Source organism: Pseudomonas sp. Pseusp10, assembly GCF_059492225.1.
In genome coordinates this window covers 4,948,910-4,966,238 of sequence record NZ_CP168528.1, presented here as the reverse complement: position 1 = coordinate 4,966,238, position 17,329 = coordinate 4,948,910, and the positions used below count along the sequence as shown (strand labels likewise).

Annotated in this window: 17 protein-coding genes; 1 reads left to right on the top strand and 16 read right to left on the bottom strand. The window is 61.2% G+C overall.

Going from position 1 to position 17,329, the window contains the following annotated elements; genetic code table 11:
- Positions 1-141: 141 nt before the first annotated feature.
- Positions 142-1,290, top strand: coding sequence for an acyl-CoA dehydrogenase family protein (locus tag ACEN8Z_RS22580; RefSeq protein WP_108232015.1), 1,149 nt, complete (start codon positions 142-144; stop codon positions 1,288-1,290).
- Positions 1,291-1,416: 126 nt separating this feature from the next.
- Here the strand turns inward: ACEN8Z_RS22580 and ACEN8Z_RS22575 are convergent, their stop codons facing one another.
- The 16 genes from ACEN8Z_RS22575 to ccoN (ACEN8Z_RS22500) form a co-directional block, all read right to left on the bottom strand.
- Entirely contained in the window at positions 1,417-1,965 is a 549-nt protein-coding gene (locus ACEN8Z_RS22575; RefSeq protein ID WP_085716790.1) for an adenine phosphoribosyltransferase, read from the bottom strand.
- An 80-nt stretch (positions 1,966-2,045) separates the two neighbouring features.
- On the bottom strand, positions 2,046-2,780 hold the full coding sequence (gene fnr / locus ACEN8Z_RS22570) for a fumarate/nitrate reduction transcriptional regulator Fnr (RefSeq protein WP_310063058.1): 735 nt from the start codon (positions 2,778-2,780) through the stop codon (positions 2,046-2,048).
- A 92-nt stretch (positions 2,781-2,872) separates the two neighbouring features.
- Entirely contained in the window at positions 2,873-4,255 is a 1,383-nt protein-coding gene (hemN, locus tag ACEN8Z_RS22565; RefSeq protein WP_495598180.1) for an oxygen-independent coproporphyrinogen III oxidase, read from the bottom strand.
- Between the two features lie 248 nt (positions 4,256-4,503).
- Complete coding sequence (locus tag ACEN8Z_RS22560; RefSeq protein WP_103394973.1) at positions 4,504-5,187, bottom strand: sulfite exporter TauE/SafE family protein; 684 nt, start codon at positions 5,185-5,187, stop codon at positions 4,504-4,506.
- Positions 5,180-5,398: a cbb3-type cytochrome oxidase assembly protein CcoS gene (gene ccoS, locus ACEN8Z_RS22555; RefSeq protein WP_495595728.1), complete on the bottom strand. Its 219-nt coding sequence runs from the start codon at positions 5,396-5,398 to the stop codon at positions 5,180-5,182. The genes ACEN8Z_RS22560 and ccoS overlap by 8 nt, the downstream gene beginning before the upstream one ends.
- A gap of 22 nt (positions 5,399-5,420) precedes the next feature.
- Positions 5,421-7,871 (bottom strand): heavy metal translocating P-type ATPase, encoded by a 2,451-nt coding sequence (locus ACEN8Z_RS22550; RefSeq protein WP_495595727.1) that lies wholly within the window; start codon positions 7,869-7,871, stop codon positions 5,421-5,423.
- A 154-nt stretch (positions 7,872-8,025) separates the two neighbouring features.
- Positions 8,026-8,565 (bottom strand): FixH family protein, encoded by a 540-nt coding sequence (locus ACEN8Z_RS22545; RefSeq protein ID WP_310063064.1) that lies wholly within the window; start codon positions 8,563-8,565, stop codon positions 8,026-8,028.
- Between the two features lie 11 nt (positions 8,566-8,576).
- A complete protein-coding gene (gene ccoG, locus ACEN8Z_RS22540) occupies positions 8,577-9,992 on the bottom strand; it encodes a cytochrome c oxidase accessory protein CcoG (protein ID WP_495595726.1) in 1,416 nt (471 codons plus the stop codon).
- A gap of 438 nt (positions 9,993-10,430) precedes the next feature.
- The gene (ccoP, locus tag ACEN8Z_RS22535; protein WP_495595725.1) at positions 10,431-11,408 is read right to left on the bottom strand and encodes a cytochrome-c oxidase, cbb3-type subunit III; all 978 of its coding nucleotides are present in this window, start codon (positions 11,406-11,408) and stop codon (positions 10,431-10,433) included.
- Positions 11,405-11,590, bottom strand: coding sequence for a CcoQ/FixQ family Cbb3-type cytochrome c oxidase assembly chaperone (locus tag ACEN8Z_RS22530; RefSeq protein WP_003175465.1), 186 nt, complete (start codon positions 11,588-11,590; stop codon positions 11,405-11,407). Before ACEN8Z_RS22530 ends, ccoP (ACEN8Z_RS22535) begins: the two co-directional genes overlap by 4 nt.
- A 5-nt stretch (positions 11,591-11,595) precedes the next feature.
- Positions 11,596-12,204, bottom strand: coding sequence for a cytochrome-c oxidase, cbb3-type subunit II (ccoO, locus tag ACEN8Z_RS22525; RefSeq protein ID WP_010456412.1), 609 nt, complete (start codon positions 12,202-12,204; stop codon positions 11,596-11,598).
- Positions 12,204-13,646, bottom strand: a complete 1,443-nt coding sequence (gene ccoN, locus ACEN8Z_RS22520) for a cytochrome-c oxidase, cbb3-type subunit I (protein WP_116261734.1) — start codon at positions 13,644-13,646, stop codon at positions 12,204-12,206. The genes ccoO (ACEN8Z_RS22525) and ccoN (ACEN8Z_RS22520) overlap by 1 nt, the downstream gene beginning before the upstream one ends.
- Positions 13,647-14,128: 482 nt before the next feature.
- On the bottom strand, positions 14,129-15,082 hold the full coding sequence (gene ccoP, locus ACEN8Z_RS22515) for a cytochrome-c oxidase, cbb3-type subunit III (protein ID WP_442098500.1): 954 nt from the start codon (positions 15,080-15,082) through the stop codon (positions 14,129-14,131).
- Positions 15,079-15,276, bottom strand: coding sequence for a cbb3-type cytochrome oxidase subunit 3 (locus ACEN8Z_RS22510; RefSeq protein ID WP_007987242.1), 198 nt, complete (start codon positions 15,274-15,276; stop codon positions 15,079-15,081). Before ACEN8Z_RS22510 ends, ccoP (ACEN8Z_RS22515) begins: the two co-directional genes overlap by 4 nt.
- 3 nt (positions 15,277-15,279) lie before the next feature.
- Complete coding sequence (ccoO, locus tag ACEN8Z_RS22505; protein ID WP_007987243.1) at positions 15,280-15,888, bottom strand: cytochrome-c oxidase, cbb3-type subunit II; 609 nt, start codon at positions 15,886-15,888, stop codon at positions 15,280-15,282.
- Positions 15,889-15,898: 10 nt separating this feature from the next.
- On the bottom strand, positions 15,899-17,323 hold the full coding sequence (gene ccoN, locus ACEN8Z_RS22500; protein ID WP_495595724.1) for a cytochrome-c oxidase, cbb3-type subunit I: 1,425 nt from the start codon (positions 17,321-17,323) through the stop codon (positions 15,899-15,901).
- Positions 17,324-17,329: the final 6 nt, after the last annotated feature.

The following is a 17,329-nucleotide window of genomic DNA, read 5'->3' as shown; positions in this document are numbered from 1 at the left end:
GGATTTATGTACGCCGCACTACCCTGTGGGAGCGAGCTTGCTCGCGATGCAGGCGACGCGGTCCGTCTGAATGACACAATCCTGTTGAAAACCAAGCAAGCGCTCGGTTAACTTCACTGACCCCTTCAGTGGAGCTCGCCGATGTCTGCCTTTCAGGAATACTTCGACCCCAGCCACCAATTGGTCCGTGACAGCGTCAGACGTTTCGTCGAACGCGAGATTCTTCCTGATATCGAGCAGTGGGAAGAAGCCGAAAGCTTTCCTCGCGAGCTCTACCTCAAGGCCGGTGCAGCGGGGATTCTCGGCATTGGGTACCCAGAGGCTTACGGGGGCAGCCATGAAGGGGACCTGTTCGCCAAGGTTGCCGCCAGTGAAGAGTTGATGCGCTGCGGCTCAGGCGGGCTGGTTGCCGGTCTGGGCTCGCTGGATATCGGCTTGCCGCCCATTCTCAAGTGGGCCCGGCCCGAAGTGCGAGATCGGGTGCTGCCCCAGGTGCTGTCGGGAGAGAAGATCAGCGCCCTGGCCATCACCGAGCCTGGCGGTGGATCTGACGTCGCCAACCTGCAAACCCGTGCAGTGCGCGATGGCGATTTCTATCGGGTCAGTGGCAGCAAAACCTTCATCACCAGCGGCGTGCGCGCGGATTTCTATACCGTCGCGGTGCGAACCGGCGAGCCGGGTTTCGCGGGTATCAGCCTGTTGTTGATCGAGAAGGGCACGCCCGGTTTCACCGTAGGACGGCAGCTGAAGAAAATGGGTTGGTGGGCATCAGACACGGCTGAACTGTTCTTCGATGATTGCCGGGTGCCCGCAGGAAATCTGATCGGCGCCGAGAACATGGGCTTTGCCTGCATCATGGGCAATTTCCAGAGCGAACGCCTGGCCTTGGCGTTGATGGCCAACATGACCGCACAACTTGCGCTGGAGGAGAGCCTGAAATGGGCGCGCCAGCGCGAAGCCTTTGGCAAGCCGATCGGCAAGTTTCAGGTGATCAGGCATCGCCTCGCCGAGATGGCGACCGCGCTGGAAGTGTCCCGGGAGTTCACTTACCGCCAGGCCGCGAAAATGGCGGCGGGGCAGAGCGTGATCAAGGAAATTTCCATGGCCAAGAATTTTGCGACGGATACGGCAGACCGGATCGTTAACGATGCGGTGCAGATATTGGGTGGGCTGGGTTACATGCGAGAAAGTCTGGTGGAGCGGCTGTACCGCGACAACCGGATTCTGTCGATTGGTGGCGGGACGCGGGAAGTGATGAACGAGATCATCAGTAAGCAGATGGGGCTGTAATCGGCGGTGCGGCGGCTGACGCCATCGCGAGCAGGCTCGCTCCTACAGTGGATTGCATTCTTCCTGACAGAATGCGGTCGAATGTGGGAGCGAGCTTGCTCGCGATGGCGGTCTGACAGGCGCCGCTTATTTATCGGTCAGCGCAAACTGCGTCAGGCAGAACGTAGGAATGCCCATATCTTCCAGACGCTGCGAACCACCCAGCTCCGGCAGGTCGATGATCGCGGCCGCTTCATGCACCCGCGCGCCCATGCGGCGGATCAGGTTGGCGGCGGCAATCAGGGTACCGCCGGTGGCGATCAGGTCATCGAACATCACCACCGAATCGCCTTCGCACAAGCTGTCGGCGTGTACTTCCAGGAAGGCTTCGCCGTATTCGGTCGCATAGCCCTCGGCCAGCACTTCGGCCGGCAGCTTGCCCTGCTTGCGGAACAGCACCAGCGGTTTGTTCAACTGATAGGCCAGTACCGAACCGATCAGGAAGCCGCGGGCGTCCATGGCGCCGATATGGGTGAAGTCAGCCTCGACATAACGATGGGCGAAGCTGTCCATCACCAGGCGCAGGGCCGTGGGCGACTGGAAGAGCGGGGTGATGTCGCGAAAGATCACGCCCGGTTTCGGGAAGTCGATGACAGGGCGGATGAGGGATTTGATGTCGAAGGAGTCGAAGGCCATAGTCGAAGAATCCTGGCAGGGCTGCAAACGACAAAGTATAACGGCGGCTGAACCGTTTCGCTCAGCCGCAACGGTTTGTTTCAGCTTTCCAGTGAGCCACCGGCCAGGGCGCACAGCTGGATCGGGTCGATAATCCGGATTTCCTTGCCTTCTGCCGCGATCAGTTCGTTTTGCTGGAAGCGCGTAAAGACGCGAGACACGGTTTCCACCGCCAGGCCCAGGTAGTTGCCGATTTCGTTGCGCGACATGCTCAGGCGGAACTGATTGGCGGAAAAACCCCGGGCGCGGAAGCGTGCCGACAGGTTGACCAGGAAGGTGGCGATGCGTTCGTCGGCGGTCTTTTTCGACAACAGCAGCATCATCTGCTGGTCATCGCGAATTTCGCGGCTCATCACGCGCATCAACTGACGGCGCAACTGCGGCAGTTGCAGGGCCAGTTCGTCGAGGCGTTCAAAGGGGATCTCACACACTGAAGTGGTTTCCAGGGCTTGCGCCGACACCGGATGCTTTTCGGTGTCCATACCCGACAGGCCGACCAGTTCGCTGGGCAGGTGAAAGCCGGTGAGCTGTTCTTCGCCGGTATCGCTCAGGCCGAAGGTCTTGAGAGCACCAGAACGGACTGCGTAAACAGAATCGAAGGTATCGCCCTGGCGGAACAGAAATTCGCCTTTTTTCAGCGGCCGGCCACGTTTGACGATTTCGTCCAGCGCATCCATGTCTTCCAGATTCAACGAAAGTGGCAGGCAAAGAGGGGCCAGGCTGCAATCCTTGCAATGGGCTTGATTATGAGCGCGCAGTTTTACTGGCTCGGACATTTCTTCAATCCTTGTGGGAAAACACACATAAGATGTAAGGGTAACTCACCCGAGGAGATTGAGACCAGTCCGTGGCGCTTTGTCGCAGTGGCCTAGATCACCCGGGAAAAGCGCTGGCGGCTGTGTTGTTCCAGATACGCGTCGAAGACCATGCACACCGAGCGTACCAACAATCGCCCGGCGGGCAGGATGGTGATCCGTTCGCGGTCGAGCTCGATCAGCCCGTCGTTGGCCATGTCTTGCAGTTGGGGCCAGAGCTCACCGAAATAGCCCTGAAAATCGATGTTGAATACCTGTTCGATGTCGGAAAATTCCAGGCTGAAGGTGCAGATCAATTGCGCAATGACCGCGCGCCGCAGGCGGTCGTCGGCATTGCACAGCAGGCCGCGACTGGTGGCCAGCTGCGACGCTGCGAGCGCGTTCTGATACTGGTTCAAGTCGCTGCTGTTCTGGCAGTAAAGGTCGCCGATCTGGCTGATCGCCGAGACGCCGAGGCCGATCAGATCGCAATGACCGTGGGTGGTGTAGCCCTGGAAGTTGCGTTGCAGGGTTGACTCTTCCTGGGCAATCGCCAGCTCATCGTCGGGCAGGGCGAAGTGGTCCATGCCGATGTAGCGGTAGCCGGCGTTGATCAGTTGCTCAATGGTGCGGTGGAGCATTTCCAGCTTCTGCGCGGGTGTCGGCAGTTCATTGCTGTTGATGCGCCGCTGCGGCATGAAGCGTTCCGGCAAGTGGGCGTAGTTGAACACCGATAACCTGTCCGGTTGCAGGTGGATGACCTCTTCGACGGTGCGGGCGAAATTTTCCGGCGTCTGTTTTGGCAGGCCGTAGATCAGGTCGATATTGATCGAGCGAAACTGCAAAGTGCGGGCGGCGTCGATCACCGCGCGGGTTTCTTCCAGGCTTTGCAGGCGATTGACCGCTCGCTGGACCGCCGGGTCAAGGTCTTGCAGGCCGATGCTGACCCGATTGAAACCCAGTTCGCGCAGCAGGCCCATGGTCGACCAGTCGGCCTCGCGCGGGTCTATCTCGATGCCGTAGTCGCCGGAGTCGTCGTCCAGCAAATTGAAGTGTTTGCGCAAGTGCGCCATCAATTGGCGCAGCTCGTCGTGGCTGAGAAAGGTGGGCGTGCCGCCACCGAAGTGCAGTTGCTCGACTTTCTGCGTGGGGTCGAGATGGCAGGCAATCAACTGGATTTCCTGTTCCAGGCGCTGCAAATAGGGCTGCGCCCGGCCGCGATCCTTGGTGATGACCTTGTTGCAGGCGCAGTAATAGCAAATGTTCGCGCAGAACGGCACGTGCACGTACAGCGACAACGGGCGTTGGGCCTTGCGGCTGTCGCGCAGGGCATGGAACAGGTCAAAGGTGCCGACCTGGCTGTTGAATTGCACGGCAGTCGGGTACGAGGTGTAGCGTGGTCCCGCCAGGTCGTAACGGCGGATCAGATCGGTGTCCCAACGAATGGCGTCGAGCATCATGCGGGCATTCCCCCGGATAGGCTGGCAGTGTCAGCCACTTTATGCGAGGGCGGGTCGGGGCATCTTGATTTGCATCAATCACCCTGTAGCAGCTGCCGAGCCTGCGAGGCTGCGTTCGGCGGCGCAGCCGTCGTAAACCCTGAGCACCAAATTCACCTGAAACACCGCACAGTCTGATTTCACGACGGCTGCGCCGCCGAACGCAGCCTCGCAGGCTCGGCAGCTGCTACAGGGGTGCCGCCGATCTAGTGCCCCATGAGCCAATGCTGATGCGGCCCCGGCAAGGTCCAGATGCCGAACAACATCACCAACAAGCCGCCCGCCATCCGTACGCTGCGCTTGCGCAACAGTGCGGTGATGCGCTCGGCGGCGAGGCCAGTCGCCAGCAGCACCGGCCAGGTGCCGAGCCCGAACGCGAGCATCAACAATGCGCTGTCCAGCGCGTTGCCCTGACTGGCCGACCATAGCAAGGTGCTGTAAACCAGGCCGCACGGCAGCCAGCCCCAGAGTGCGCCCAACAGCAGCGCGCGCGGAACGCTCGACACCGGCAGCAAGCGGTTGGCGACTGGCTGGATATGCCGCCACAAGCCTCGACCGAGGCTTTCGATACGGGTCAGGCCGCTCCACCAGCCGGCCAGGTACAGGCCCATGGCAATCAGCAGTAAGCCGGCGAGGATGCGCAGGAACATCGCCGCCGGGCTGCTGGCCACGGCCCATCCGGCCAGGCCGATCAGCAGCCCGGCGCAGGCATAGCTCAGAATCCGTCCCAGGTTGTAGGCCAGCAGCAGGCGAAAGCGGCGGCTGCGTTGTTCCTTGGGAATCGCCAGGGTCAGCGCGCCCATCAAGCCGCCGCACATGCCCAGGCAGTGGCCGCCGCCGAGCAAGCCGAGGATCACCGCAGACACCAGCAGTGGCGCCAATTCAAGCATGGGGCGGTGCCTTGTCTTGCGGCTTGGCCGGTTGGCCGCTGGCCTCATCGACGCCGGCGGTGTGGTTCGGGTCCTGGTCGTCGAACAGGATGCTGTGGGCCGGGCCGTCGAGGTCGTCGTACTGACCGCTGTCCACCGCCCAGAAGAAGATATAGACGGCGATGGCCACGATCAGCAGCGCAGCGGGAATCATCACGTAAAGAGCTGGCATCTGGACTCCATGCCCGCGCGGCTCAGGCCGGCAGCGGGCGGGTTTCTGGCGTGGTGGAGAGGGCGGGCGCGCTCGGCATTCGAGTCAGGCGCAGGGCGTTCAACACCACGGTCAACGAACTGATCGACATGCCCACCGCCGCCCACACCGGGGTGATCCAGCCGAGGGCGGCGAAGGGCAGCATGAGGCCATTGTACAGCCCGGCCCACAACAGGTTCTCGATAATGACCCGACGGGTGCGTCGTGCCAGGCTGAAGGCTTGCACCAGGGCGTCGAGGCGGTTGGACAGCAGCACGGCATCGGCACTGGTTTTCGCCAGATCGGTGGCCGAGCCCATGGCGACGCTGATATCCGCAGCCGCCAGCACTGGCACGTCATTGACCCCGTCCCCCAGCATCAACACCTTGCGACCTTCTTTGTGCAGTTGTTGCAGGACTTGCAGCTTATCGTCCGGACGCAAGCCGCCGCGGGCTTCATCGATGCCCAGTTCCGCCGCCACACTGGCGACCATCGGCGAGCTGTCGCCGGATAACAACAGCGTGCGCCAGCCACGCGCCCTGCACGCGGCCAGCAGCTCGGGCGCATCGGCACGCAAGCGATCATCGAGGACGAGCCAGGCCAGCGGTCCCTGGCCGTCGCCCAGCAGCAGCCATTGGCCGGCTTCTTCGGGCATCGGCGGCACCACGGCGCCACTGAGTTCGCAGACGAATCGCGGTTGGCCGATGCGCAGGCGTCGCCCATCCACCAGCCCCTCAAGGCCAAGCCCCGGGGTACTGTGGACTTCCTCGGCTGCCATTGGCGCGCGTCCGAAAGCCCGGGCGATCGGGTGTTCGGAGCGATTTTCCAGGGCGGCGGCGAGGCTCAGGCATTGGTCGTTGTCGAGCGCGCCGAGGGGGCGGATCGAACGCAGCGCCAGGCGCCCTTCGGTGAGGGTGCCGGTTTTGTCGAAAATCACCGTGTCGATCTGGTTCAGGCCTTCCAGCACATGGCCGCGCGTCAGCAGCAGGCCGAGTTTGTGCAAAGTGCCGGTGGCGGCGGTGAGCGCGGTCGGCGTCGCCAGCGACAATGCACACGGGCACGTCGCCACGAGCATCGCCAGCACGATCCAGAACGCTCGCGAGGCGTCCAGTTGCCACCACAGCAGGCCAATCGCGGCGGCAGCGATCAGCGAAAACAGCAGGAACCATTGTGCGGCGCGGTCGGCGATTTCCGCCAGGCGCGGCTTTTCGGCCTGGGCACGATCGAGCAGGCGAACGATGGCCGAGAGGCGAGTGTCCTGGCCCAGGGCCTGGACCTCGACAGTCAGTGCGCCTTCGACGTTCAGGGTGCCGGCAGTGACCGCATCGCCGAGGGTGCGGGGTTGCGGCAGGTATTCGCCGGTCAGCAGCGACTCGTCGACACTCGACTGACCGTCGAGGATCTTGCCGTCAGCCGGAAGAATGGCGCCCGGATGCACCAGCACCTGATCGCCGACACGCAGTTCACTGAGCAGAATGCGTTCGCTCTGGCCGTCAGGCGTCAAGCGCAGGCACGAGGCGGGCAACAGGTTGACCAGTTGCGCAGTCGCGGCGGCCGTACGCTCGCGGGCGCGCCGTTCCAGATAACGCCCGGCCAGCAGAAACAGGGCAAACATGCCAACGGCATCGAAATACAGTTCGCCGACCCCGGTGATCGAAGTCCAGATCCCGGCAACGTAGGCACTGCCGATGGCCAGTGACACGGAAACGTCCATGGTCAGGTGGCGGGTGCGCAGATCGCGCATGGCGCCTTTGAAGAATGGCGCACAGCTGTAGAACACGATCGGGGTGGTGAGGAACAGCGCGACCCAGCGCAGGATGGTGTGCAACTCGGGGCTGAGGTCGATGTTGAATTCAGGCCAGGTGGCCATGGTTGCCATCATCGCCTGGAACCACAGCAGCCCGGCCACGCCGAGCTGGCGCAGGGCTAGGCGGTTTTCGCTGGCCAGTTGTTCGCTGGCGCGGTCGGCCTGATACGGGTGTGCGGCATAACCGATCTGGCGCAGTTCGCTGAGGACCTGGCTCAGCGGTAATTGCGCATCGGTCCAGCGTACGTGCAGGCGATGGTTGGACAGGTTCAGGCGCGCTTCAGCCACCGCCGGCAAGGTGCGCAAGTGTTTCTCGATCAACCAGCCGCAGGCTGCGCAGCTGATGCCTTCCATCAAGAGTGTGGTTTCGGCGAGCTCGCCTTCGTGGCGAACGAAGGGTTGTTGTACATCGGCACGGTCGTACAGCGCCAGTTCATCCACCAGTTGCAAGGGTAGCGTTTCGGGGTTGGCCGAGGCTTCGCTGCGGTGCTGGTAATAGTTTTCCAGACCACCGGCGACAATGGCTTCGGCCACGGCCTGGCAACCCGGGCAGCAGAATTCGCGGGTTTGCCCCAGGACCGCGGCGGTGAAGCGGCTGCCGGCCGGGACGGGCAGGGCGCAGTGGTAGCAGGGGAGTGGGGTGGTCATGGGATTTTCATTAATGCCGCAGGATCTCTGTCGTCAAGTAGGGCCTCATCGCGAGCAAGCTCGCTCCCACAGGGATCATTGGTGTACTCAGGTTCTGAGCATGGCGGTGATCAACTGTGGGAGCGAGCTTGCTCGCGATGCGCGAAGCGCTGCGTTATTTCTTCAGGTCTTCGGCACCTTGCAACGGCTCATCACCGAGCAGCAGATCCTTGTCGTGGCTGACCGGTTCTTCTTCGAACATGCGCCAGATGTGGTCGTCCTGAGTGCCGAGCAACTCGACAAAACGCCGGCCTTCGACCTTGTCGCTCAACTGGCCGATGTAGCGGCCCTGTTCGGTTTCGCTACGGGTCAGGGTGATCTTGCGATCCTTTTCCGGTTGGGTCGGCGAGATCAGGTTCAGCTCCAGGGTCCTGGGCTGGCTGTCGCCGCTCAGGCGCAAGTCAACTTCGCCGGTCACGTCATCGAGATGAACGCTGGCGCGCATTTTCAGGTTCTGGGCCAGCAGTTCACGGTCGAGGGAGCGGTTGATGCCTTTGCCGGCCTCGTAGTAGTTGTCGTTGACCAGGTTGTCCGGGTTCTTCACCGCGATGGTCACCATGGACAAGGTCAAGGTCACCGAACAGGCCAGGATCCCGATGATGATCCACGGCCAGAGGTGCTTGTACCAGGGACTTGCGGCAGTTGCTGCGGGCATGTTCTGTTCTCTCAACGAATTTGTGGGCCGATGAACCGGCTCTTGGCTTCAATGTGGACGCTGTCGTCATCGGCATCCTTGAGGATGAATTTCACCTCGTTGGTGCTCGACGGCAGTTTTTCCGGCGCGACGGACAGTTCGGCAGGCTGGCTGACGATCTCGCCGGCCGCGACCTTGATCTCGCGTCGGCCCTGCAATTTGAGATCCGGCAGGCCGGATGCTTCGAGCAGGTAGGTATGGTCGCGCTGGTCCTTGTTCATGATTTTCAGGCTGTAGACGTTTTCGATCCGGCCTTCGGCGTTCTCGCGGTACAGCACGCGGTCTTTGCTGACATCGAAGCCCACCAGCGCACGCATGAAGAATGCCGTCACCAGCAAGCTGATCATTGCCAGCAGCACGATGGCATAGCCGATCAGGCGCGGACGCAGTTTATGGGTTTTCTGCCCGGACAGGTTGTGCTCGGTGGTGTAGCTGATCAGCCCGCGCGGGTATTCCATTTTGTCCATGACGGCGTCGCAGGCATCGATGCAGGCGGCGCATCCGATGCATTCGATTTGCAGGCCGTCACGGATGTCGATACCGGTCGGGCAGACCTGGACGCACATGGTGCAGTCGATGCAGTCACCCAGGCCCTGAGCCTTGTAGTCGATGCCTTTTTTACGCGGGCCACGGCTTTCGCCACGGCGCGGGTCGTAGGAAACGATCAGCGTGTCCTTGTCGAACATCACGCTCTGGAAGCGCGCGTACGGGCACATGTAGATGCACACCTGTTCACGCAACCAGCCGGCGTTGCCGTAAGTGGCGAGGGTGAAGAAACCGACCCAGAAGTACGACCAGCCATCGGCTTCGCCGGTAAAGAATTCGATGCTCAGTTCGCGGATCGGCGAGAAGTAGCCGACGAAGGTCATGCCGGTGACGAAACCGATCAACAGCCACAGGCTGTGCTTGCTGAACTTGCGCAGGAACTTGTTGGCGCTCATCGGCGCCTTGTCGAGCTTGATGCGTTGGTTGCGGTCACCTTCGGTGACCTTTTCGCACCACATGAAGATCCAGGTCCAGACGCTTTGCGGGCAGGTATAGCCGCACCAGACCCGTCCGGCGTACACGGTGATGAAGAACAGGCCGAACGCAGCGATGATCAGCATGCCGGACAGCAGGATGAAATCCTGAGGCCAGAAGGTGGCGCCGAAAATGAAGAACTTGCGCTCCGGCAGGTTCCACCAGACCGCCTGATGACCGCCCCAGTTCAGCCACACCGTGCCGAAGTACAGCAGGAACAACAGGGCACCGCCGGTCATCCGCAGATTGCGAAACAGGCCGGTGAAGGCGCGGGTGTAGATTTTTTCTCTGGAGGCGTAGAGGTCGACGCTGTTGTTCGCGTTCCTGGCGGGTGGAGTGACGTCGTGTACCGGAATCTGGTTGCTCATCATTGCATCCCACGGCAGTGGAAAAGTGCCTCGGTCAGTACATGCCGACCGGGGTCAAAAAGGGGTGTTGCAGTGGCTCAATGATACGCCTGTCGCTCTGGGCTGCGGGTGCGACCTTTGGTCACGTTTGGCAAAATCAATTGATGGTGTAATGACTTGAATCAATTGACTTGAGAATTATGGACGGTTTTCAGGTGCGGGCGGAATCAATTCGTTGAAGTCGATGTTGTCTTCAGGCAACGCAACAACCTGTAGGAGCCAGCTTGCTGGCGATGGAGTCAGGGGCGCCGCGTTGAACCAGAGAGCACGCGTTGTCGTTAACGACCATCGCCAGCAGGCTGGCTCCTACAGGTTCCCGGGAATGCGTGAAGAACCATAAAAAAAGGCCCCGCCAACTCTCATTGGCGGGGCCGTTTTTTATTGCATCAAGCGTTTGCCTTACTCGGCGTCCGCTGCCTTCTCGCCATGAGACAGGCTGTAGACGTAAGCGGCCAGCAAGTGAACCTTGTCGTTGCCTTGCAGCTGTTCTTGCGCAGGCATCTGGCCCTGACGGCCGTAACGGATGGTCTGCTGCAGTTGAGCGAAGCTCGAACCGTAGATGAACGCTGCCGGGTGAGTCAGGTCAGGCGCGCCCATCGCTGGCGTACCTTTGCCTTCCGGACCGTGGCACGCCACGCAGTTGGTGGCGAACAGTTTCTGCCCGGCAACCGGGTCGGCCTTGGTGCCTTCCGGCAGCTTGCGGCCATCGAGGTTGGTCAGGACAAACGCGGCCACGTCGGCCACGCCTTGCTCGCCGATCACTTCAGCCCACGCCGGCATCACGGCATGACGGCCGCCCATGATGGTGGTCTTGATGGTTGCCGGCTCGCCGCCCCAGCGCCAGTCGGCGTCGGTCAGGTTAGGGAAGCCATAGGCGCCCTTGGCGTCGGAACCATGGCAAACCGAGCAGTTGGAGGCGAACAGGCGGGCACCCATCTTCAGGGCTTGCGGGTCCTTGGCCACTTCTTCGATTGGCATGGCGGCGAACTTGGCGAAGATCGGACCGAACTTGGCGTCCGACCTGGCCATTTCCTTTTCCCACTCGTGAACGCCGGTCCAGCCGGTCTGGCCGTTGGCGAACGGGGTCTGCTTCTCGTTGTCGAGGTAGCCGTAACCCGGCAGCAGGCCTTTCCAGTTACCCAGGCCCGGATACAGCGCCAGGTAGCCCAGTGCGAAGATGATGGTGCCCACGAACAGCATGAACCACCATTTCGGCAGCGGGTTGTCGTACTCCTCGATCCCGTCGAAGGCGTGCCCGACCGTCTCGTCCGTCTGCTCTGCGCGCTGGCCCTTGCGGGTCGACAGCAGCAGCCAGGTCAGGGAAAAGATCGTACCGAGACTGAGGACTGTGACGTACAGACTCCAGAATGTAGTCATTCTTTGTTACTCCTAGAAGCTTGCTCGACGTGCTTGATGGCTTCGGGATCATCCGCGAAAGGCAGCAAGGTCGCGTCTTCAAACTCCGACTTGCGCTTGGGACTGAACACCCACAGTGCCAGTCCGATGAAGGCCACCATCACGACAACGGTGCCTAGGCCACGAATCATCCCGATATCCATCCAATTCACCGTTTGCTTTTGATGATGGTGCCCAGGCCTTGCAGATAGGCCACCAGCGCGTCCATTTCGGTTTTGCCCTTCACAGCATCCTTGGCGCCGGCGATGTCTTCGTCGGTGTAAGGGACGCCGAGCGTGCGCAAGACTTCCATTTTTTTCGCAGTGTCTTTGCCGTCGAGCTTGTTTTCCACGAGGAACGGGTAGGCCGGCATTTTCGACTCAGGCACTACGTTGCGCGGGTTGTACAAGTGCGCACGCTGCCAGTCATCGGAGTAGCGACCGCCGACACGGGCCAGGTCCGGACCGGTACGCTTGGAACCCCACAGAAACGGGTGGTCCCAGACGCTTTCACCGGCGACCGAGTAGTGGCCGTAGCGTTCGGTTTCAGCACGGAACGGACGGATCATCTGCGAGTGGCAGCCGACACAACCGTTGGCGATATAAATGTCCCGGCCTTCCAGTTCAAGGGCGGTGCGGGGCTTCATGCCCTCGACCGGCTTGTTGGTGACATCCTGGAAAAACAGCGGAACGATCTGGGTCAGGCCGCCGACGCTGACGGCGATGACCATGAAGAAGGCCAGCAGGCCAATATTCTTCTCGACTGCTTCATGCTTCATCAGTGAGCTCCAACTACGGCAATCTTGGCGGCGGCTTCGGCTTCAGCCGGGTTCGAGGCGCGTACGGTACGGAATACGTTGTAGGCCATGAACAACATGCCGGTGGCGAAGAACGCACCGCCCAGGGCGCGAACGATGAAACCAGGGTGGCTGGCTTGCAGCGCTTCGACGAACGAGTAGGTGAGGGTGCCGTCGTCGTTGATTGCACGCCACATCAGGCCCTGGGTAATGCCGTTGACCCACATCGAAGCGATGTAGAGCACGGTACCGATGGTCGCGAGCCAGAAGTGGGTGTTGATCAGGCCGGTGCTGTGCATCTGCGCACGACCGAACAGTTTCGGGATCATGTGGTAGATGGCGCCGATCGAGATCATCGCCACCCAGCCCAGAGCGCCGGCGTGTACGTGGCCGATGGTCCAGTCGGTGTAGTGCGACAGCGAGTTGACGGTCTTGATCGCCATCATCGGACCTTCGAAGGTCGACATGCCGTAGAACGCCAGGGACACCACCAGGAAGCGCAGGATCGGGTCGGTGCGCAGCTTATGCCAGGCGCCCGACAGGGTCATCATGCCGTTGATCATGCCGCCCCAGCTCGGAGCCAGCAGGATGATCGACATCGCCATGCCCAGGGACTGCGCCCAGTCCGGCAGAGCGGTGTAGTGCAGGTGGTGCGGACCGGCCCAGATGTACAGGGTGATCAGTGCCCAGAAGTGCACGATCGACAGGCGATAGGAGTAGATCGGACGCTCGGCCTGTTTCGGCACGAAGTAGTACATCATCCCCAGGAAGCCGGTGGTCAGGAAGAAACCTACGGCGTTGTGGCCGTACCACCACTGGATCATCGCGTCCGTCGCGCCCGAGTAGGCCGAGTACGACTTGAACAGGCTGACCGGCAGCGACATGTGGTTGACGATGTGCAGCATCGCGGTCACGACGATGAACGCGCCGTAGAACCAGTTACCCACATAGATGTGCTTGGTCTTGCGCTTGACGATGGTGCCGAAGAACACCAGACCGTAGGTGACCCAGACAATGGCCAGCAGAATAGCCAGGGGCCATTCCAGTTCCGCGTATTCCTTGGTGGTGGTGAAACCCATCGGCAAGGTAATGATCGCGCCGACGATCACCGCTTGCCATCCCCAGAAGGTGAAGGCGGCGAGGCTGTCGGAAATCAGTCGCGTTTGGCAGGTTCGCTGCACGACATAATAAGAAGTGGCAAACAGTGCACATCCACCGAAGGCGAAAATCACCAGGTTGGTGTGCAACGGGCGTAAGCGTCCAAAAGTCGTCCACGGCAGACCGAAGTTCAATTCCGGCCATACGAGCTGTGAGGCGATGAAGACACCGAGCCCCATGCCAAGGATCCCCCAGACCACCGTCATGATGGCGAACTGGCGGACTACCTTATAGTTATAAGCAGTCGGACTGATTGCTGTGCTCATTCTAAGGTTCCACGGTTTGGGTGTTTTATTAGGATTAAAAATCGGCCGCAAGTATGGAGAAAGCAGGGGGTCATTGCAACGCGCCATGACCTGGGTCAATGCTTTCAAATGCTGATTCTGCGGCCTTTCCATGCGCCGCGTAGGGACAAAATTGCCCGTGGGCAAAACGTCCTGGCGGACTGATCAGGCGAGGGGGTCAGGTCGGATGTAACGAGGTGTGTTCAAACGCAACGTTTGGCTGACCGAAGGCAATTGGCGCGACAGCCGGTATCTACCAGCCTTTGCGGCCTGTCATCGGGCAGATTCGTCGAACACATCGTTCAGGGTCGACCTGGAACCGGCACCGGCCAGTCCGCATCGGGGGAAGCTTAGACCTGAATCCGGGGAACCGAAAGGAAGAGTCAAAGAGGGTGCGACAATGCGTCGCAAAGGGGCAGGGAACTGCCGCATCCGGGAGAATGCGGCAGCAGAGCGGTCGGGATTTATTCGCGGTTGTCTTCAGCCTGTAAGCGCTCGGTATTCAAACCGTGGGAGAGGCTGTACACATACGCGGCCAGCAATTGCACCTTATCGTTGCCGAGCAGTTCGTTTTGCGCCGGCATATGGCCCTGGCGGCCATGCCGAATCGTCTGTTCAAGCTGCGTCAGGCTGGTGCCGTAGATGAAGCCGGCCGGGTGCGTCAGGTTCGGCGCGCCCATGGCTTCGGTGCCCTGGCCGTTTGCGCCATGGCAGGCGACGCAGGTGGTGCTGAAGGCTTGTTGTCCGGCTTGCAGGTCGGCCTTGCTGTCGGCAGGCAAGGGCAGGCCGGCCAGACCATGGCGCACATAAGCGGCGACGTTTTTCACACCATCCTCCCCCAGGACTTCACCCCAGGCCGGCATCATCGCCATCCGGCCACCCATGATGGTGGTCTTGATGGTTTCCGGGTTGCCACCCCAGCGCCAGTCGCTGTCGGTCAGGTTGGGGAAGCCGAATGCACCCTTGGCGTCCGAGCCGTGACACACCGAGCAGTTGGAGGCAAACAGGCGGCCGCCCATTTTCAGCGCTTGCGGGTCTTTGGCGACTTCTTCCAGCGGCATTGCCGCGAACTTGGCGAAGATCGGTCCGAACTTCGTGTCAGCCTTGGCCATTTCCTTTTCCCATTCGTGCACGCCGGTCCAACCGTTTTCGTAGCCGGGCAGGATGCCTTTCCAGTTGCCCAGGCCCGGATAGAGGATCAGGTAGCCGACGGCGAATACCAGCGTGCCGGCGAACAGCATGAACCACCATTGCGGCAACGGGTTGTCGTACTCCTCGATGCCGTCGAAGCTGTGGCCCATGGTCTGGTCGACACTGCCCTTGGTTTCACCCTTGCGGGTGCCGATCAACAGCCAGGTCAGGCCGATCAGGCTGCCGATGGTCAGTACGCAGATCCACGTACTCCAGAAGGTGGTCATGGCCGGGTACTCCTTGTTGCTGAATCTTCGGTGATGTCGGGTTGTGGCTCGTCGGCGAACGGCAGCAGGCGCGCTTCGGCGAATTCCGGGCTGCGCTTGCCGTTGAACACCCACAGGGTCAGGCCGACGAAGGCGATGAAGACAACGACGGTGCCCAGGCCGCGGATCATTCCAGTGCTCATCTCAACAACCATGGCTCACCTCTTGCTCTTGATCGCAGTGCCGAGCACTTGCAGGTAGGCGACCAGCGCATCCATTTCGCTCTTGCCCTTGAGCGAAGCGACGGCACCGGTGATGTCTTCGTCGGTGTATGGCACGCCCAGGGTGCGCATGGCACGGAGCTTGGTTTCGGTGTGGCTGCTGTCGAGCTGATTGGCCACCAGCCACGGGTAGGCCGGCATCTTCGACTCCGGCACGACGTTACGCGGGTTGTACAGGTGCGCGCGGTGCCAGTCATCCGAGTAACGCGCGCCGACCCGTGCCAGGTCCGGCCCGGTGCGTTTCGAGCCCCACAGGAACGGGTGATCCCAGACGCTTTCGCCGGCCACCGAGTAGTGGCCGTAGCGTTCGGTTTCGGCACGGAACGGACGGATCATCTGCGAGTGGCAACCGACACAGCCTTCGCGGATGTAGAGGTCACGACCTTCCAGTTGCAACGCGGTGTAGGGCTTCATGCCTTCCACCGGTTTATTGGTCACGTCCTGGAAGAACAGCGGGACGATCTGGGTCAAGCCGCCGATGCTCACGGCCAGGATCATCAGCAGCAGCAACAGGCCGACGTTTTTCTCGATAGTTTCGTGTTTCATGGCGGACTCCTCAGGCCATCTGCGCGGCAGCGGCGACAGCGTCAGGCTGCGAGGCCCGCACGGTGCGCCAGGTGTTGTAGGCCATCAGCAACATGCCCGTGAGGAAGATCGCGCCACCCACCAGCCGCACGACGAAGCCAGGGTGGCTGGCCACCAGGGTCTCGACGAAGGAGTAAGTCAGCGTGCCGTCCTCGTTCACCGCACGCCACATCAGGCCCTGGGCGATACCGTTGACCCACATCGAGGCGATGTACAAAACGGTGCCGATGGTAGCGAGCCAGAAGTGCGCGTTGATCAGGCCGATGCTGTGCATCTGCTCGCGTCCGAAGACTTTCGGGATCATGTGGTACAGCGCGCCGATGGAAATCATCGCCACCCAGCCGAGCGCGCCGGCGTGGACGTGGCCGATGGTCCAGTCGGTGTAGTGGGAGAGGGCGTTGACCGTCTTGATCGCCATCATCGGCCCTTCGAAGGTCGACATGCCGTAGAACGCCAGGGACACCACGAGGAAGCGCAGGATCGGGTCGCTGCGCAACTTATGCCAGGCGCCTGACAGGGTCATCATGCCGTTGATCATCCCGCCCCAGCTCGGCGCCAGCAGGATCAGCGACATCACCATGCCCAGCGACTGCGCCCAGTCGGGCAACGCGGTGTAGTGCAAGTGGTGCGGGCCGGCCCAGATGTACAGGGTGATCAGCGCCCAGAAGTGCACGATCGACAGGCGATAGGAATACACCGGGCGCTCGGCCTGTTTCGGCACGAAGTAGTACATCATTCCGAGGAAACCGGCGGTGAGGAAAAAGCCCACGGCGTTGTGTCCGTACCACCATTGCACCATCGCGTCGGTGGCACCGGCGTACAGCGAGTAGGACTTGGTGAAGCTGACCGGCAATTCCAGGTTGTTGACGATGTGCAGGATCGCCACGGTGATGATGAACGCACCGAAGAACCAGTTACCGACATAGATGTGTTTGGTCTTGCGCTGCATGATCGTGCCGAAGAACACGATGGCGTAGGCAACCCAGACAATGCTGATCAGAATGTCGATCGGCCATTCCAGCTCGGCGTATTCCTTGGAACTGGTGTAGCCCAGCGGCAGGCTGATGGCCGCGAGCAGAATCACCAGTTGCCAGCCCCAGAAGCAGAACGCGGCGACTTTCGGCGCAAACAATGCCGTCTGGCAGGTGCGTTGCACCGAATAGAACGAGCTGGCGAACAGGGCGCAGCCGCCGAAGGCGAAGATCACTGCGTTGGTGTGCAGCGGGCGCAGGCGGCCGAAGCTGGTCCACGGCAAATTGAAGTTGAGTTCGGGCCAGACCAACTGGGCCGCGAGAAAAACCCCGAGCCCCATGCCGACGATGCCCCACACCACCGTCATAATGGCGAATTGGCGGACCACCTTGTAGTTGTAGGCGGTACTGATAGAAGTGTTCATGGTTCC

What these genes read in the sequence shown, in the direction of transcription:
- ACEN8Z_RS22580 (WP_108232015.1), top strand. Translation starts at nt 142, where the DNA reads ATGTCTGCCTTTCAGGAATACTTCGACCCCAGCCACCAATTGGTCCGT.
- ACEN8Z_RS22575 (WP_085716790.1), bottom strand. Translation starts at nt 1,965, where the DNA reads ATGGCCTTCGACTCCTTCGACATCAAATCCCTCATCCGCCCTGTCATC.
- fnr (WP_310063058.1), bottom strand. Translation starts at nt 2,780, where the DNA reads ATGTCCGAGCCAGTAAAACTGCGCGCTCATAATCAAGCCCATTGCAAG.
- hemN (WP_495598180.1), bottom strand. Translation starts at nt 4,255, where the DNA reads ATGCTCGACGCCATTCGTTGGGACACCGATCTGATCCGCCGTTACGAC.
- ACEN8Z_RS22560 (WP_103394973.1), bottom strand. Translation starts at nt 5,187, where the DNA reads ATGCTTGAATTGGCGCCACTGCTGGTGTCTGCGGTGATCCTCGGCTTG.
- ccoS (WP_495595728.1), bottom strand. Translation starts at nt 5,398, where the DNA reads ATGCCAGCTCTTTACGTGATGATTCCCGCTGCGCTGCTGATCGTGGCC.
- ACEN8Z_RS22550 (WP_495595727.1), bottom strand. Translation starts at nt 7,871, where the DNA reads ATGACCACCCCACTCCCCTGCTACCACTGCGCCCTGCCCGTCCCGGCC.
- ACEN8Z_RS22545 (WP_310063064.1), bottom strand. Translation starts at nt 8,565, where the DNA reads ATGCCCGCAGCAACTGCCGCAAGTCCCTGGTACAAGCACCTCTGGCCG.
- ccoG (WP_495595726.1), bottom strand. Translation starts at nt 9,992, where the DNA reads ATGAGCAACCAGATTCCGGTACACGACGTCACTCCACCCGCCAGGAAC.
- ccoP (WP_495595725.1), bottom strand. Translation starts at nt 11,408, where the DNA reads ATGACTACATTCTGGAGTCTGTACGTCACAGTCCTCAGTCTCGGTACG.
- ACEN8Z_RS22530 (WP_003175465.1), bottom strand. Translation starts at nt 11,590, where the DNA reads ATGGATATCGGGATGATTCGTGGCCTAGGCACCGTTGTCGTGATGGTG.
- ccoO (WP_010456412.1), bottom strand. Translation starts at nt 12,204, where the DNA reads ATGAAGCATGAAGCAGTCGAGAAGAATATTGGCCTGCTGGCCTTCTTC.
- ccoN (WP_116261734.1), bottom strand. Translation starts at nt 13,646, where the DNA reads ATGAGCACAGCAATCAGTCCGACTGCTTATAACTATAAGGTAGTCCGC.
- ccoP (WP_442098500.1), bottom strand. Translation starts at nt 15,082, where the DNA reads ATGACCACCTTCTGGAGTACGTGGATCTGCGTACTGACCATCGGCAGC.
- ACEN8Z_RS22510 (WP_007987242.1), bottom strand. Translation starts at nt 15,276, where the DNA reads ATGGTTGTTGAGATGAGCACTGGAATGATCCGCGGCCTGGGCACCGTC.
- ccoO (WP_007987243.1), bottom strand. Translation starts at nt 15,888, where the DNA reads ATGAAACACGAAACTATCGAGAAAAACGTCGGCCTGTTGCTGCTGCTG.
- ccoN (WP_495595724.1), bottom strand. Translation starts at nt 17,323, where the DNA reads ATGAACACTTCTATCAGTACCGCCTACAACTACAAGGTGGTCCGCCAA.